The organism is Cytobacillus horneckiae, assembly GCF_002835735.1.
GTDB lineage: Bacteria > Bacillota > Bacilli > Bacillales > Cytobacillaceae > Cytobacillus > Cytobacillus horneckiae.
On record NZ_PISD01000066.1, the window covers coordinates 42,344 to 59,025 of the forward strand.

A 16,682-nucleotide genomic window follows, 5' to 3' on the forward strand; every position below is an offset into this window, starting at 1 on the left:
CGTCATTTAATGATTAGGAGGAGATTTAACATTATGGAAAGATTAACGAATCATGAAGAATTTGAAAAAGCATTGGCAGAAAACGATCAAATGCTATTGCTGAAGCATAGTAATACATGCCCAATAAGCGCGGACGCATATGAACAATATGAAAAATATACAAGTGAAAACAACAGCGTCAAATCTTACTATCTTATCGTCCAAGAAGATCGACCATTATCTAATGAAATTGCCGAAACTTACGAGATCAAGCACGAATCACCACAAGCTTTCTTCTTTAATAATAAACAAGTTGCTTGGCATACATCACATCGTAAAATTACATATGACACATTGGCAGCAGCTGTAAGTGAAGGGAAATAAAAAGCTCACAATAGTGAGCTTTTTATCATTTTGTTGCCTTATTTGGATTAGAGAAAATGACTTTCGTTATTGGCCAAACAATCTCGAGCTGGTCGCCATCCTGAATTTGTTCATGAAAGTTAGATTCCTCGCCATTTTTTAATAAAGTAAAGCTTCCGTTTGATTCATGGGGTATTTCGACTTGCACCTTTTTAAATATGTCTTGAAAAATAAAAGGTTCATTTGGCTCCTCTTTATAAATAAGGCGATCGCCATTGTAAATGAAGCTCTCTTCTTCCAAAGCTTCCTCATCACGCTTAACTGATATAAGCCTTTTTGTTAAAGCTAAAGGTTTTCCGTTGTAGGTAATGCGAATGGATTTTGATAGCGATAAACGTTTATGCCCAGCTAAACGGCGCAGCGTGATCGGTTCTCTTTTTTGAATATGAAACCTGTCAAGATGCTCGAAGGGAAAATGGATTTTTGCTTCTTGGCCATTTCTCAACAGCTTTCCAGAACCGGATGGTATGATTGTCGATTTATCATTGAGTGTGATGTTCATCGGCTTTAATTCATCCAAAAGGTCCTCTAATTGCAAGAACTTAAACATGTCTTCTATTGTTATTGGAACTTTGCACACTATTTTATCTCTATCATTGAGGCTTTCTTCCATTGAAATATTCTCGCCGTTACGTGTAATAGCAGAATGAACGATGTATTGTGCTTCGTTAATTTGCACCTGTTTTTTTGCTGCTTCTTCAATTAAGTCCTTTACACGGACTTCCGCTTTTTTTCCATCACTGCCTTTGAGAACTTTTAAGACATCACCATTTTGAACCTTGTCATCTAGTTTACATACTTGGTGATTAAGTGTTATTTCCGGAGCATGACCATGACTTCCAGGAATCGTAATATTGTTCTCATTTAAGGAGATAATCATAGCGAGTCCCGGTTTTCCATATAGCTGATTCACCTTTATCCCTGCAGCCAGTAAACAGTCGCCAACAGTCAATTTATTAATTTCAAATAGCCGAATCGGCTGTTCGTTCACATAAACTGTGCGGTATTGAACAGGCGCTTTATGTGCAGCGATAGCAATGCCGATTGGGGTGACCAGCTCTGGTCCAGCAGGCAGATCCGCTGACTTTGATAAAGATTGTATAGCTTCAATTCCGCGTATCGCTACTCTGTTAAAAGGGAGCTCAAGCAGCTCAGCAACTCTTGACGTTAAATCAGGTGTTTGACTGCCACCTCCTACAAGCATGACAGCGGTTGGAGAGCGTCCATTATTCAATTGATATATTTCATCACATATTGCTCCAGCAAGCCGGTCTATCGCTGGAGAAAGGTCTTTCATAATCGCATCTCGCGATAATTCTGACTGAAAGCCGAGAATGTCTGAAACTTTAATTGCCTCTTTTGTATTCAGCTCTTTCTTTACTTGTTCAGCTGATGGAAAGTCGAGTAATAAGTTCTCTTGAATTGCTTCTGTTACTTCATCGCCGGCTACAGGAACCATCCCATAAGCCACAACAGTGCCTAAGTCGGTGATTGCGATATCAGAAGTGCCTGCCCCAATATCAACAAGAGCCACATTCAGTTTCCTTATTGAAGGAGGAATAAGTACGTTAATAGCTGCTATAGGTTCTAACGTTAATGCTTCCATCTCTAATCCTGACCGCTGCAGTGCAGCAATTAGTGAATCGATAACGACCTTTGGCAAGAATGTCGCAATAATATCTACAGATGCAACATCTCCTGTTTGATCTATTAAATTACCGATTTCCTGGCCATCGATATAATAATGAAGGATGGAATAGCCTACACAATAATAATGGTGGCTTTTTTCTATTAGATATTTTTCTGCCACATTTGCTTGAGCTTGTTGAACCGCGCTTAGTTCTAAATGAAGTACGTCCTGCTTTTCCATAAGCGAATTTCCCTGAATGTTTATGGACGCAGAAGCATGTTCTGTTTTTAATGCTCTCCCTGCAGCAGCTACGCTGACTTTTTCCAAAGGTCCATAAGTTTCTTCAAGTTCATTTTTGATTTGTGAAATGACTTTTGAGACCGCTACTATATCGTGAATCTGTCCATCAAGCATTGCACGTTCCGAGTGCTCCTGACTGCGCATATCGATGATACTAAATTGATCATTCTGTTTTTCAAGAATGATACCTACAACTGATCGTGTGCCAATATCTAATGCAAAAATCCTGTTATTCTCATCGTTCAAGAGGATACACCTTCTTTATTTTAATAACTTTTTGCTTTATTACTTAAAAGCGTTTAATTAATAAAGAAAAATTTAGTGACAGATACGTATATTTCATATATAATAACCCTAATTATAAAAAATGTATCATATATTTTTAAGCCAATAAAGATGAATATGTCTGAATAGAGGTAGAATAAAAAGAATTCAACCATCTATGTGCTATTCTAACCTTCATATAATTCTTACGGCAATTTAATTTTTGAGAGGATGGGACTGTTATGGGTAAAGAACTAGAGCAATTACGTAACCGTGTGGATGAGATTAACCTTCAGCTACTAGCTTTAATTAATGAAAGAGCAGAACTTGTTCAAGAAATCGGAAGGGTTAAGGAAACACAAGGAGTTTATCGATATGATCCTGTCCGCGAGAGAGCTATGCTTGATTTAATTAAAGAGAACAATAATGGTCCTTTTGAGAATTCGACGATTGAGCATATGTTCAAAGAAATTTTTAAAGCGGGTCTAGAGCTTCAAAAAGATGACCATCGCAAAGCACTATTAGTTTCACGTAAGAAAAAATCAGAAAATACGATTGTTGATATAAAAGGTGAAAAAGTAGGCAATGGCCAACCGCATTTAGTGTTCGGTCCATGTGCAGTTGAATCTTACGAGCAGGTTGCTACAGTAGCGAAAGCTGTAAAAGATAAAGGCTTAAAGCTTTTGCGCGGAGGTGCATTTAAGCCAAGAACTTCGCCTTATGATTTCCAAGGACTTGGTCTTGAAGGGCTTAAAATCCTTAAAAAAGTGGCAGATGAATTTGATTTAGCGGTCATTTCCGAAATCGTTAGTCCTAGCGATATTGAGACGGCTGTTGATTACCTCGATGTCATTCAAATTGGCGCAAGAAATATGCAGAACTTCGAATTGTTAAAAGCAGCGGGCCAAGTAAATAAGCCAGTCTTGCTTAAGCGAGGCATGTCTGCAACAATTGAAGAATTTATCAATGCAGCGGAATATATTATGGCGCAAGGAAACGGGCAAATTATCCTATGTGAACGCGGCATTAGAACATACGAAAAGGCAACGAGAAATACGCTTGATATTACTGCAGTGCCGATTCTTAAACAAGAAACTCATCTGCCGGTATTTGTTGATGTTACTCATTCAACAGGCAGAAAGGATTTATTATTACCAGCTGCAAAAGCTGCATTAGCTATCGGAGCTGATGGCGTGATGGCGGAGGTTCACCCTGACCCTGCAGTTGCCCTGTCTGATTCAGCGCAACAAATGGATTTAAATCAATTTGATCAATTCATGAGCGAGCTAAGCAAATCCGCTTTAGTAAGAGTTTAAAAAAGAGTTCGGCCGGCTAGAGGCTAAAGATGTCTCATATAAAAAGCTAAACTGTGTTTCTTTAAGCCAGTAGCTTGGGCTGTGATGAATGTATCGTATCGTTCATTGCTCAAGCCGCCTCGACATTTTGAAGTAAGAGCCTTCTGCGTATGCCGAAGGCTCTTTTTCTCATTTAAGCATTGATGCTATATATTTCTAAGTGAAGCCGTTGAAAAAAGAGTCGTTCACGTAGATAAAATTAGAAAATCTAAGTTGTTTCATTTCCTCTAGCTAGTTCTTCATTGAATAGTGTTAAGTTTGACGGCCGCTGTCTGCTATTTGGTTGATTTGCCTTATTCACCTGCTGGTAAAGCACGTCCACATTTAGTGACTATTTTTTGACTTTTTCAGAAATATTTAGACATGGCGTTGCGGGGAGGGGCGCTCTGTCGTATGATTATACATAATTAAAGATTTGTTCGTACATCTAAGGATGATGTTACATAGGAGTAATACATAAGAACATGCTATAAAATAAAGATAGGAATATTAAAGGAGTGTTATAAAGTGAATATAACGATATATGATGTAGCGAGAGAAGCAAATGTATCTATGGCAACAGTTTCACGCGTGGTAAACGGAAATCCGAATGTAAAGCCGACAACAAGAAAGAAAGTTTTAGAGGTAATCGATCGTTTAGGCTATCGCCCTAATGCTGTTGCACGTGGTCTTGCGAGTAAAAAGACGACGACTGTAGGTGTGATTATTCCGGATGTCTCTAGTACTTTTGTTGCAGAGCTTGCAAGGGGAATTGAAGATATTGCAACGATGTACAAATATAATATTATTTTGAGCAACTCTGACCAAAACATGGACAAGGAGTTGCACTTATTAAATACAATGCTTGGCAAACAAGTGGATGGTATTGTATTTATGGGTGGCAATATCGAGGAAGAGCATGTAGCTGAGTTTGAAAAATCACCAGTTCCAATCGTTTTAGCAGCTTCAATTGAAAAATCAGAAACGATTCCCTCTGTTAATATTGATAATGAACAAGCTGCATTTGATGCGACGACTGCTTTTATTGAAAAAGGCCATAAAGAAATTGCGCTTGTCATTGGACCGTTACGTGAACCAGTTAACAAAGAGAAAAAATTAGCAGGCTATAAAAGAGCGCTTGAAACAGCAGAAATTCCATTTAAAGAAGAGCTTGTCATCGAAGGCGACTATACATATGACTCTGGGCTTGAAGCATTTGAGCGATTACTAGAGATCGATCCAAAGCCATCAGCCATTTATGCAGGGTCAGATGAAATGGCGCTTGGAATCATTCATGGAGCAACGGATAAAGGATATTCCGTTCCGGAAGATGTGGAAGTAATCAGTTCTGATAGCACTAGACTGGCATTGATGGTCCGTCCGCAGTTAACTTCTGTTGTACAGCCATTATATGATATAGGTGCAGTTGCCATGAGGCTGTTAACCAAGTATATGAATAAGGAAGAAGTAACAGACCATATTGTAGTACTTCCGCACCGAATTGAAGAAAGAGACTCAACAAAATAAATAGTACTGCCGATAGAAATGACATAACGGGATAGAAGCGAGAGAGGCAGCCCAATTGTTCTTTTTCTATGGCAGCAATTAGAATATCTGTTTAAGTAGAAAAAGTGGGTTTCTCTTTGCTTGTCAAAGTGAAAACTTCACTTTTTTGCTGTTAGAAAACGTGAAATTTTGCTTATCAAGGAATATAAAAAAAAGAGGATCATTTTAAATTCGCATAAGGAAAACTAAAGCGTTCGCCTCATGATTTGGCGAACGTCAAGTTTTTCTAATCGTGCAATGCGGGAGAGAGGAAATGAGAAAGCTAGATATGTTAACACCGATTGGACTAGTGTTCGGTGTTCTTATGGTTATTTTCGGCGTAGTTGCTACAGGAGGATTTAGCGGGATCAATTCTTTTTTTGATCCAGCCTCTATCTTCATCGTTTTTGGCGGGGTCATTGCTGGTTTACTCGTAAGCTTTCCATTAAAGGAATTGAAGCATGTTTTTATTGTCATTAAAAAAGGCTTTTCCCACGAGGAAAAATCGATTCAACAGCTTATTCAAACCTTTGTAAAGCTATCTGATCGCGCTAGAAGAGAAGGACTTTTATCATTGGAAATAGAACTGGCAAAAGAGCCTGACTCTTTTGTTCGGAAAGGAATCATCTTGGCTGTTGACGGTATGGAGCCTGCAATGATTCAGGATATAATGGATGCGGATATTTTAGCCATGGAAGAGCGCCATAAAAAAGGGCGCAGCATTCTAGAGAAGGCGGGAGAGTATGCGCCTGCATGGGGGATGATTGGAACATTGATTGGGCTCGTCCTCATGCTGAAAAATTTAGAGGACCCTGCTAATCTTGGACCAAGCATGGCTATTGCTCTATTAACAACACTATACGGCTCGTTATTAGCTAATTTATTTTTCATCCCAATGGCAGCAAAGCTTGAAGCACAAACAGAAGCAGAGGTTTTTTATAAGCAAATAATTATAGAAGGTGTAATAGGTGTCCAATCTGGGCAAAACCCTTCAGTCTTAAGAGAAAAATTAAGTGTATTCTTATCAGAAAAAGAAAGAAGAGAAGCAGAAGAGATGGAAGATGCCGAGGAGGCATTCAAACCATGAGGCGCAGAAAGAAACCGGAAAAACAAAAAAAAGGTGCTCCTGTGTGGATGGTTACCTATTCAGATTTAGTGACGCTTATTCTTGTGTTCTTTATTTTGCTATTTTCTATGTCGCAAATTGATATGATAAAATTTAAGGCCCTTTCAGAAGCATTTAGTAAGCATGCGATTTTTGACTCGAATTCGTCCATAATACCGCTGGATGAGCCACCTGATTCTACAGAGAATAATGATAATCAGGAAAGAGACAAAGAAAGCCACTCTCTTGATTCACTCATTACAGAGGTACAATCCTATCTTGAACTAAATGGCCTTGAAGATGTAATTGTTGCAAATAAAACCGAACGAGGAGTAGTCCTAGTTCTTCAAGAGCAAGTATTATTCGAAACGGGTGAAGCGGAATTAATTGATGACTCTTTTCCTTTTCTTGATAAATTGGGAGAAATGCTTGCCGCTATGCCCAACTTAATAAAAGTTGAAGGTCATACAGATAGCCGCCCGATTTCTAATTATCGATATCCATCTAACTGGGAATTATCTACAGCACGCTCAAGCAGTGTCATTCGTTATTTAAGTGAAAATCATGACATCAACAACAGAAGGTTCACTGCAATCGGATTTGGTGATACAAGACCAATTGCAGCAAATGATAACCCGGAAAATTGGGAGAAAAATCGCCGAGTAGAAATTATTATTGCAGATCCGGAATATACGGAAGAAGTGACTGAGGAGGCATCGTAAACGGTGAGCTCTTTAGTCTTTTTTTTATTTGAGAGGGCAAGGGAAGCAGGAAAAGAGGAAGTTCTCAAATTGGAGAGGTGAGGCTAATGATTTTATAAGCGATAAATCTGTTTAGACTAACATTCAAGAGCAATATTATTTATGTTCATCCAAACACTTCCCACCGCAAAGTAAAGAATGCCTAAAAAGCCATAGACTGGAAAATAGACATTCTAACTTATTGATTAGGTTAAGCTCTACTTCTAAGAGGATATAACGCTTTCTCCAATGTGTTAAGGTTCTTTTCGGTAATTTCACTTTTTCTAGGGATAGGCGCATACAGATTGGCCGGGTCTTCCCATGCTGTTGGCAGCGGTACGGGTGCTTTTTCCTGCCACTCTTTGACCCATTCATCAGGTAAAGCGCCACAACAGTTTGAGTTTTCAGTCATCTCCATCCAAATATGTGCCCAGGCGCGGGGAACGACTCTCCATAAATCATAGCCTCCACCTCCTACAGCGATCCATTTACCATTGCAGTATTGGTGCGCAAGTTCATGAGCTAATTTTGGAATCTCTTTATAAATTCGCATTGTTGCTGATAAATGAGTAAGCGGGTCAAGATAATGAGCATCTGCACCATTTTGAGTGAAGATGACATCAGGTTTGAAGAATTCAACAACCTCTTTAAATGATGTCCGATAGGCATTGAGCCATGATTCATCCTCTGTAAAAGCATCTACAGGAATATTAAAGGAGTAGCCATAGCCGTGGCTATGCCCCCGCTCATTTACGTTTCCTGTACCTGGGAAGAGGTAGCGTCCAGTTTCATGTATGGAAAGTGTGCATACATCTGGGTCATCATAAAATGCCCATTGAACACCATCGCCGTGATGGGCATCTGTATCAACATATAAAACTCTAGCATTATATTTTTCTCTTAAATACTTTATAGCAACAGAACTATCATTATAAATGCAAAAACCAGATGCTTTTCCTCTAAAGCCATGATGAAGACCGCCACCAAGGTGAAGTGCATGGTCAGCCTTGCCTTCCATTACATAATCAACAGCAGTCAGAGCTCCGCCGACCAAAAGGGAGCTCGCCTCATGCATTTGCGGGAAAATAGGTGTATCTTCTGTTCCAAGACCGTAATTTTCAGCCTTATCTTCCGCCAGTTCTCCCTTGCCTGCAAGCTTGACTGCCTGAATGTAGCCTGGATCATGGATAAGCAGCAATTCCTCATCAGATGCGGCACGAGGAGGAATAATCTGCTCGTCATTAATAGCGCCAAGCGACTTTAATAAATCAAGCGTTAATTTAAGGCGGACTTGATTAAAGGGATGGTCTGCATTAAATCTATAATTTAATAAATCATTTGAGTAAAGAAATACTGAACGATTCATGATGATCACATCCTCGGATCGATGGGCCAGAGTACTTCATGCCCTGCCTCCCTTAGGTCGTCTACAAGGGAAAGCGGATTCATCGTTTGAACTCTAAGCACAATAATTTTATAATTGCTATCTTTTTGATCAGGGTAAACTAAAACGCTTTGAATATTTGCTTTGCGATTGCGGATCACCGAGCTTACTTCAAACAGCATCCCTGATTTATTTGGAACCTTCACTTCAATTTGTGAACCTGGCTGGTGAGCTCCTGTCAATTCAACAAGCGTGTGAAGCAAATCTGTTTGTGTCACGATGCCAACCAGTTTTTCATTATTTAAAATTGGCAAACAGCCAATTCTATGTTCATATAGTGTTGCTGCGATTTCTTCGACAAAATCAAGCGGATGACCTGTAATGATATCCGTTTTCATCACTAATTTTAATGGGTTATTTACGCCTTCTTTAAATTTATCTGTATCAAAAATAGAAGGAGTTGCGTCTCTTAAATCTCTGTCTGTAACAAGCCCTACTAAGCTTTTATCCTCATCTACGATAGGAAGATGCCTAATTCTTTTCTCACGCATGATTTTTAGCGCATCAGCAATACTATGATTTTCTGATAAGACGACGATGTCTGTTTTCATGATTTCTTCAACAATCATTAGAATCCCCCTTCTGTTTTTAAAATTTTAATACATAAACCGATTCATAAATCGCAATTGATCAAACCGCTGTATTGAATCTTGGTCAATTCTTTTTCCGATTTTAACCATCAAACAATTGGCTGGATGAGAACTTATTTCCGGATCATCCGTAGCATACCAAACAAGGCCGCCGGCGTTCATCATCTTTTCCATTATTTTTCTGTACTCCCATACATTGAGGCCAGTCCCTTTTAAATCCCAGTGCCAATAATATTCAGTCGTGATAATAATATAATCTTCCATCGCATCATCCATCATCGATACTCTAAGAAGATTCTTTCCAGTACCAGAGCCGCGAAACTCCGGAATGACTTCAATCGCTCCAAGTTCGATTAGATTATCCATTTTCCCCTCTGACCATCTTTCTAACGGATCAGGATATAAATAGGTTACATAGCCTACAATGGTATCTCTATCTCTAGCAATGATAATTCTCCCCTCAGGCAAATCCGCTATTTCAACAAGTGCTTTTTTTGTTGTTCCGGGGGTCTAAACGAAACTAAATCTTTATGAAATTCATAATCTCTTAATAGGTTTGATGGAATAGGACCTTCAATAATCAATTCTCCCTTTGGCGTTTTCAATTCCATTGCATTATATGTTTTATGATGTTTCAATCTATTTCACCGCCTAAAAGCATTTTCATGATAACTCTATTATACATAATACCTTAAAGCGCTTTCATATAAATATTATATCTATTTTATGACAATTTGAAATTATTCGTTTATTGTTTTAGAATGGTTGTTAATAGAAATTATTGTTAATAAATATTTTAAAAATTGTGAAAAGAAAATATTTATACTATAATAATATCAAACAAATATATAAGGGGGAATAGGCAAAATGAAGTTGGAAGCGCTGCCAGTAATACAAGGTGAACATAATCTTAAAAATTATGAAGAAGAATATAAAAGCTTTGATTGGAGCAAGGCGAAGCAGCAATTTTCTTGGTATGAGTCCGGGAAGATGAATATGGCCCATGAGGCAATTGACCGCCATGCAGAATCTGATAAAAAAAATAAGGTAGCGCTGTATTACCGTGATGATAAGCGCAACGAGAAGTATACATTTAAAGAAATGAAAGAACTCTCAAACAAAGCCGGAAATGTGTTAAAAACAATTGGCGATGTGGAAAAAGGGGACCGGGTATTTATTTTTATGCCGCGTTCACCTGAGCTATACTTCTCAGTACTAGGAGCGATTAAGCTGGGAGCCATCGTAGGTCCATTATTTGAAGCTTTTATGGAGGGTGCAGTGACGGACCGCCTGGCAGACAGCGAAGCTAAAGTATTAATTACGACTCCTGAATTGCTTGATAGAGTACCTGCGGATAAGCTTCCTCATTTAAAGCAAATTCTAGTCGTAGGTGAAAATATTGAGGAAAATGATTTAATTGCAGATTTCAATAAGCAAATGAAGGATGCCAGCAAGCACTTAGATGTTGAGTGGGTAGAACCGACTGATGGTCTGATTCTGCATTATACTTCAGGCTCAACAGGCAAACCAAAGGGCGTCCTGCACGTTCATAATGCGATGATTCAGCATTATCAGACGGCTAAATGGGTGCTGGACTTTAAAGATGAGGATGTTTATTGGTGCACAGCTGATCCAGGCTGGGTAACCGGTACATCTTACGGTATATTTGGTCCATGGTTAACAGGTACTTCAAATTTAATCGTCGGTGGAAGATTTAATCCTGAATCATGGTATCAAATGATAGAAGAATATGGAGTCACTGTATGGTATAGTGCACCAACTGCTTTCCGTATGTTAATGGGAGCCGGAGACGAAGTTGTTAAGAAGTTTGACTTGAGCTCGCTCCGCCACGTATTGAGTGTTGGCGAGCCTTTGAATCCAGAAGTAGTTAAATGGGGAGTAAAGGTGTTTAACAAGCGAATCCATGACACTTGGTGGATGACTGAAACTGGTGCACAGCTAATCTGCAACTATCCATGCATGGAAATCAAACCTGGTTCAATGGGGAAACCGATTCCGGGCGTAGTCGCTGCGATTGTCGATGATCAAGGAAATGAGCTGCCTCCTAATAGAATGGGGAATCTGGCAATTAAGAAGGGCTGGCCTTCTATGATGCATACAATCTGGAATAACGAGCAAAAATATGATTCCTATTTTATGCCTGGTGACTGGTATGTATCTGGTGATTCTGCTTATATGGATGAGGAAGGATATTTCTGGTTCCAGGGGCGTGTAGATGATGTCATCATGACTTCTGGAGAACGAGTAGGCCCATTTGAAGTAGAAAGCAAGCTGCTTGAGCATCCGGCTGTTGCTGAAGCAGGTGTGATTGGAAAGCCTGACCCTGTACGCGGGGAAATCATTAAAGCATTTATCGCTTTAATGGATGGACATGAGCCTTCAGACGAATTAATTGAGGAGATTCGTCAATTCGTGAAAAAAGGCCTTGCCGCACATGCTGCACCACGCGAAATTGAGTTCCGCGAGAAGTTGCCTAAAACAAGAAGCGGAAAAATCATGCGCCGTGTCCTAAAAGCTTGGGAGCTCGATTTGCCGACTGGTGATTTATCTACAATGGAGGACTAAATTTATATTGAAGTTAAGAAGGGCAGTGAGGGAGAAAATCATTATGATTTACCTTCACTGCTTTTCTATTTTCACTATATTAAAAAAGAAAAGCGCCATAATGGCGCTCAGGCTGTATGGAAACTCCTTTCCAAATAGGAAGGGTTTTGGATTTTCCGAGGCTTACGCTCGCTTTGAGCACTTCGAGCGTCGAGCAGCTTCGACGCTACTCACCTTTAGTGTCTCGACTTCTACTCAGAGCAGCGAGATACCCGAGACCATGGAAACTTCCACTCCGCTCCAACTATTGGAATATTGATTTATAAGTATTGACGGAAATTCGTCTTAGCGCATTTTACGCATAACTATCCCCATTTTTGATTCCAGTTTCACAGTCTATGACCATTTTCCGCTTGCCTACACCCAATTTCGGTTCCAGTTACACAATCTAAGACCATTTTTCGCCTACCTACACCCAATTTTGGTTCCAGTTACTCAATCTATGACCATTTTTCGCTTACCTACACCTAATTTTGGTTCCAGTTACTCAATCTAAGACCATTTTCGCTTGCCTACACCCAATTTCGGTTCCAGTTACACAATCTAAGGCCATTTTCTGCTTGCCTACACCCAATTTCGGTTCCAGTTACTCAATCTAAGACCATTTTTCGCTTACCTACACTCATCTTTAATTTCAGTTACACAAAAAAGGAAGTATATTCATTACTATAACAACAATCGAATGAAGCAAAAATTAAAAGGACTGAGTCAAGTATAATACCGAACTCAGTCTGCGGTTGCATAAAAAATGTGTCTAACTTTATCCAGGATCTCGACCGTCTCGCTATTCCCACGAGTCGAGCGGACACCACCTCTCCAAATCCAGCAAAAATTTACTTGTCTTCACTTTATGAGGTGCTCTGAAGCAGCAAGTAGCTGTTTACTCCTTGTCTTCAATTTGGCTCTATGTTTCTCAAAAAAAAATCAACAAGCCGGGCAATCGGCTTGTTGAGGTCATTCTATGCTTTCAGTTCTTCTTTTTCATAAACCGGTACCCATCCTTCAGGTGTAACAAATAAGCGAACGGCAACGACTTTGCGATCATCTGCTAAAGTGAAGTAGTGGCGCGTGTTTTCTGGAACAGAGATTAAGTCGCCGGGATCAAGATGTACCTCGATGAAACGCTCCTCATTTCCTCCTTGGATAATAAACACACCGTGGCCGCTTACGATAAAACGGACTTCGTCATCTGTGTGGTGGTGCTCTCTTTGGAAGTTTTTCAGCAATTCATCAAGGTTTGGATTGGGTCTGAGCGCCATAAAAGGCGCTTTTCTTTTATGATTCTTCCCCGTTGTCAGCTGGAGAATTATTGTCTTCTTCTTTTTTGTCTTTATCTACATCCTCTGGTTTATCAGGGGTAGGTTTTTCTTCGTCTTTAGGTTTTTCTTCTGTTTCATTTTCTTTTTTATCTTCGTCTTGTTTTTTTACATCTTTATCTTTACTTTTATCTTTATCTGCAGCTGTTTCCTTTTCAGCTGCTTCCTTTTTGCCTAATTCAACAACATTAGAAGGAGAAGATTCCTTACCGGCAATATCTACTGCTGTGACATGATAGCTGCCATTGCCACCTTTATAACTTAAGCTATCTCCGGCTTTTACAATGCCAACCTTTTTGCCATCTTTATAAATACGATAGCCGATCACATCACCTTCAGGATGCTTGCCCCATGAAATAGAGCCTCCTGATGCTTTAATGCCAGGCGCACCTGGAGCTTTGCCGTTATCTGCCATCTTGTTTGCGGCAACAAGAACATTTGACCAGCGATCCTTTTTCGGAATTAAGTCGCTAGGGTTCGCTTTGATGCCAAACAATTGTTCAATATAATCTGGATCAAGCACCATTCCCGGTTCAGAAAATTCTTCTGGTGTCGATTCTAATGCAAGATATTTCATATCGCCAATCCGAACTAAACGGCCAGTGCCTAAACTTTTATCTGTTTGAGTTGGTACAAACTTAGCATTAAATAAATCCGTATCAACGAGTCCTGCTTTCGAACATGCTTCAGACGGTAGCAGTCCGGAAATCGCACAGAATGATCTGCTGACGATGCCGTCAGGTCTCTTGAAGGTGGAGTTTGGTTTCATTAATTCAGGGTTAACATCATAGGCAGCATTTACTAAATCTGCCCAAAGGTAATTGGTCCGCATACTATAAGAAAGATTTCCACTCGCTTTTAGCGATTTTGGTGTATCGTAGCCGGTCCAAATCCCTGCAGTGACATTAGGATTAGAGGCAACAAACCAGGCATCTTCAAATTGGTTACCTGTACCTGTTTTACCCGCCCAATCGGCGCTGAACTTCAATCTGCTCTTGATAGCTGTCGCTGTACCGTTATTGATAACACCGCGCATCAAGTCTAATGTTAAATATGCGGTTTGCGGACTAAATACGTCCACTTCTTCTTTTTTATGCTCATATATCAAATTACCTTGTTTATCGGTAATTTTTTCAATAATGTAGGCATCGATAAATTTACCGTTATTGACAAAGGTTGTATAGGCGTTTGTATTTTCCTCGACAGACACACCTTTCTGCAAGGCCCCTAATGATGCAGCCAGGTTGACATGGTCATCTTTAGTCAAGGAAGTAAAGCCCATTTTTTCAAGATATGTTGTTGGTCTCTGATCTTTAATATCTTTATAAAGTTTCGCAGCCGGTACGTTAAATGATTGTTCCAGTGCATATCTTGCTGATACAAGTCCATTATATGTCATCGTATAGTTGTTGGGCCATGGACGCCCAAGACCAGGGTTGAGGTACAGTGGTACATCAGGCAGGATAGTACCCGGCTGCGCTTTACCCATTTCAAATGCAGGTCCATATACGAGAAGTGGCTTCATTGTAGAGCCGTTTGGTCTAATTGTACCCGTAGCGTGGTTAACTTCAGGATTAATAGAGACGTTTTTACCGCGGCCTCCTACAAAACTAATGATTTTACCTGTATTGTTTTCAATCAGCATGGCGCCGACTTCCACTGGCTCCATTACTTCCTGATCTTTTCCATCTACTATTTTCATTTGTGCCTTTGCTGGACCGTAATATGGGTAGTCCTTCGCCACTTTTTGCCATGCATCATATATTTTTTTATCCACTGTAGAGTGAATGCGATAGCCGTTTTGCCTGATGGCACGATCAGCCAGCGTTTTGTATTCCTCGGCGAGTTCTCCGGTTAAATCCTTTTCTTCATATCCATCTTGTTCCGCTAAAATTCCGGCAAGTAATTCTTTAGCCCTCTCCTGAATTTCATTCGTCAAATAAGGATAATTCTCAAGGGCATCATCGTTTTTAGGCTTTCTAAAGTCTCCGACGATATCATAATCAAGCGCTTTGTTATACTCATCTTGAGAAATTCTTTCGTCATCGTACATTCTCTTTAAAACTGTATTCATCCTGCTAATGCCTGGCTGAAGGGATTCTTCATCCTTCAATCCGCCGCCCTGCATAAAGGGAGTATAGCCAAATGGGCTTTGAGGCAGACCGGCAATAAAAGCAGATTGTGGAAGGTTTAAATCTTTTGCATCCACACCAAAAAGCCCTTGCGCTGCAGATTGAACACCAGCGACATTTCTACCCTCTGCATTTCTGCCAAAAGTTGAAACATTTAAGTAGGCTTCAAGGATTTCATCCTTTTCGAAGAACCTTTCTAATCGCAGGGCAAGTAAAATTTCCTTTGCTTTACGATCAAAGGATACTTCATTCGTTAAGATTTGGTTCTTGATTAATTGCTGGGTTAAAGTACTGCCGCCTGACTGCGTACTGGAGTTAGTGACCTCCTGGAAAAGCGCACGCATAATCGCTTTTGGCACAACACCGTCATGCTCGTAGAAATATTCATCTTCTGTTGCAATGACCGCGTCTTTAACATATTCCGAAACATTATCGAGCTTGACTTCTTCGCGTTCAAGGTCGGTCCGGACTTTGCCGAGATAAACATCATCAGCAAAATATAATTGTGAGGTTTCCTCGTAATTATAAATATCTTTCTTCATATTTTCGTAGGAACGAATCGGCTCATCCTTTACAAGCGATGCAAAATAGCCTGCACCGGCAGCACCAGCAAAAGCACCGCCTAAGATGACAGTTATCATTATAAGTAATAATAAGTTCCAGACAACTTGATATGTAATACTGGCACCTTTTTTTGCTTTTCTATTAGTTAAAAAGCCGAAAGCAGGTTGTGCTTTTTCGATTAGTTTCCTGAAGGCTTCTTTCATTCGCATCAATCCCCCTAAAATCACATACATTATAGCACATCAATCTCTACAATATGACATGGTTCGAGATTAAGTTGGAATTTTCCTTTTTTTCGACATTATTTATAGGAAAGAAATCCTAACTAGTTTTTTTGTTTGTAAGCAATAAGTATTAGGAATGAAGAAATGTGTGTAAAAAGCTAGCATGATATTGACATCAGTATCTCCAATATGATAAAAATGCTTTAATAAATCTTTTATATGATGCATTGATGGGACTCCCAGTAGTACTTCTATCCCTGTTTAAAGAAAGCTGACGTTTGCTGCGAGTCAGTACAAATAGAAGGATGAATTACCTCCCTGAGCATTCGCTGTCAACCTGAGAATCGTCAGTTATAGCAGCGGACGGTTTATCCGTTATCAGCAAGAGTGGAGGATTGTATAATTCTCAATTTTGGGTGGTACCGCGCACACAATGAATGATGCGTCCCTGCATATTGCAGGGACGC

General features: G+C 39.8%; 11 protein-coding genes, 1 pseudogene and 1 other annotated feature. Of the genes and pseudogenes, 6 read left to right on the forward strand and 6 right to left on the reverse strand.

Features of this window, described 5'->3' with window-relative positions:
• The first annotated feature begins 33 nt into the window (after positions 1 to 33).
• On the forward strand, positions 34 to 363 hold the full coding sequence (gene ytxJ, locus CWS20_RS23805; RefSeq protein WP_066191183.1) for a bacillithiol system redox-active protein YtxJ: 330 nt from the start codon (positions 34 to 36) through the stop codon (positions 361 to 363).
• A 25-nt stretch (positions 364 to 388) separates the two neighbouring features.
• Here ytxJ and CWS20_RS23810 read toward each other — a convergent pair whose 3' ends face one another.
• Complete coding sequence (locus CWS20_RS23810; protein ID WP_066191186.1) at positions 389 to 2,578, reverse strand: cell division protein FtsA; 2,190 nt, start codon at positions 2,576 to 2,578, stop codon at positions 389 to 391.
• Positions 2,579 to 2,838: 260 nt separating this feature from the next.
• On the opposite strand from CWS20_RS23810, the gene CWS20_RS23815 reads away from it, so the two are divergent.
• From CWS20_RS23815 to motS, 4 genes are all read left to right on the forward strand, one after another.
• The gene (locus tag CWS20_RS23815; protein ID WP_066191188.1) at positions 2,839 to 3,912 is read left to right on the forward strand and encodes a bifunctional 3-deoxy-7-phosphoheptulonate synthase/chorismate mutase; all 1,074 of its coding nucleotides are present in this window, start codon (positions 2,839 to 2,841) and stop codon (positions 3,910 to 3,912) included.
• Positions 3,913 to 4,458: 546 nt separating this feature from the next.
• Positions 4,459 to 5,457, forward strand: coding sequence for a catabolite control protein A (ccpA, locus tag CWS20_RS23820; RefSeq protein ID WP_066191190.1), 999 nt, complete (start codon positions 4,459 to 4,461; stop codon positions 5,455 to 5,457).
• 292 nt (positions 5,458 to 5,749) lie between these two features.
• On the forward strand, positions 5,750 to 6,562 hold the full coding sequence (motP, locus tag CWS20_RS23825; RefSeq protein ID WP_066191193.1) for a flagellar motor protein MotP: 813 nt from the start codon (positions 5,750 to 5,752) through the stop codon (positions 6,560 to 6,562).
• Positions 6,559 to 7,302 carry a flagellar motor protein MotS gene (gene motS, locus CWS20_RS23830; RefSeq protein WP_066191196.1) on the forward strand — a complete coding sequence of 248 codons (744 nt, stop codon included), beginning with the start codon at positions 6,559 to 6,561 and terminating at the stop codon, positions 7,300 to 7,302. Before motP ends, motS begins: the two co-directional genes overlap by 4 nt.
• 229 nt (positions 7,303 to 7,531) lie before the next feature.
• Here motS and CWS20_RS23835 read toward each other — a convergent pair whose 3' ends face one another.
• The 3 genes and pseudogenes from CWS20_RS23835 to CWS20_RS23845 all read right to left on the reverse strand — a co-directional run bounded on the left by CWS20_RS23835 (position 7,532) and on the right by CWS20_RS23845 (position 9,992).
• Positions 7,532 to 8,686 carry an acetoin utilization protein AcuC gene (locus CWS20_RS23835; RefSeq protein ID WP_180321493.1) on the reverse strand — a complete coding sequence of 385 codons (1,155 nt, stop codon included), beginning with the start codon at positions 8,684 to 8,686 and terminating at the stop codon, positions 7,532 to 7,534.
• 5 nt (positions 8,687 to 8,691) lie between these two features.
• Complete coding sequence (locus CWS20_RS23840) at positions 8,692 to 9,333, reverse strand: acetoin utilization AcuB family protein (protein ID WP_066191200.1); 642 nt, start codon at positions 9,331 to 9,333, stop codon at positions 8,692 to 8,694.
• A gap of 27 nt (positions 9,334 to 9,360) precedes the next feature.
• Positions 9,361 to 9,992 (reverse strand): annotated as a pseudogene (locus CWS20_RS23845) (GNAT family N-acetyltransferase).
• 229 nt (positions 9,993 to 10,221) lie between these two features.
• Here CWS20_RS23845 and acsA point away from each other — a divergent pair.
• Positions 10,222 to 11,940 (forward strand): acetate--CoA ligase, encoded by a 1,719-nt coding sequence (gene acsA / locus CWS20_RS23850; protein ID WP_066191204.1) that lies wholly within the window; start codon positions 10,222 to 10,224, stop codon positions 11,938 to 11,940.
• Positions 11,941 to 12,938: 998 nt separating this feature from the next.
• Here the strand turns inward: acsA and CWS20_RS23860 are convergent.
• Both CWS20_RS23860 and CWS20_RS23865 read right to left on the reverse strand, forming a co-directional pair.
• The gene (locus CWS20_RS23860) at positions 12,939 to 13,238 is read right to left on the reverse strand and encodes a cupin domain-containing protein (RefSeq protein WP_411814272.1); all 300 of its coding nucleotides are present in this window, start codon (positions 13,236 to 13,238) and stop codon (positions 12,939 to 12,941) included.
• Positions 13,239 to 13,254: 16 nt separating this feature from the next.
• Positions 13,255 to 16,200: a transglycosylase domain-containing protein gene (locus CWS20_RS23865; RefSeq protein ID WP_083957178.1), complete on the reverse strand. Its 2,946-nt coding sequence runs from the start codon at positions 16,198 to 16,200 to the stop codon at positions 13,255 to 13,257.
• Between the two features lie 233 nt (positions 16,201 to 16,433).
• Positions 16,434 to 16,668, forward strand: a binding site (T-box leader).
• Positions 16,669 to 16,682 lie beyond the last annotated feature (14 nt).

Bases quoted from the DNA above. Each gene is read 5' to 3' on its own strand.
- ytxJ (WP_066191183.1), top strand. From the start codon at position 34: ATGGAAAGATTAACGAATCATGAAGAATTTGAAAAAGCATTGGCAGAA.
- CWS20_RS23815 (WP_066191188.1), top strand. From the start codon at position 2,839: ATGGGTAAAGAACTAGAGCAATTACGTAACCGTGTGGATGAGATTAAC.
- motP (WP_066191193.1), top strand. From the start codon at position 5,750: ATGAGAAAGCTAGATATGTTAACACCGATTGGACTAGTGTTCGGTGTT.
- motS (WP_066191196.1), top strand. From the start codon at position 6,559: ATGAGGCGCAGAAAGAAACCGGAAAAACAAAAAAAAGGTGCTCCTGTG.
- CWS20_RS23835 (WP_180321493.1), bottom strand. From the start codon at position 8,686: ATGAATCGTTCAGTATTTCTTTACTCAAATGATTTATTAAATTATAGA.
- CWS20_RS23840 (WP_066191200.1), bottom strand. From the start codon at position 9,333: ATGATTGTTGAAGAAATCATGAAAACAGACATCGTCGTCTTATCAGAA.
- acsA (WP_066191204.1), top strand. From the start codon at position 10,222: ATGAAGTTGGAAGCGCTGCCAGTAATACAAGGTGAACATAATCTTAAA.
- CWS20_RS23860 (WP_411814272.1), bottom strand. From the start codon at position 13,238: ATGGCGCTCAGACCCAATCCAAACCTTGATGAATTGCTGAAAAACTTC.
- CWS20_RS23865 (WP_083957178.1), bottom strand. From the start codon at position 16,200: ATGCGAATGAAAGAAGCCTTCAGGAAACTAATCGAAAAAGCACAACCT.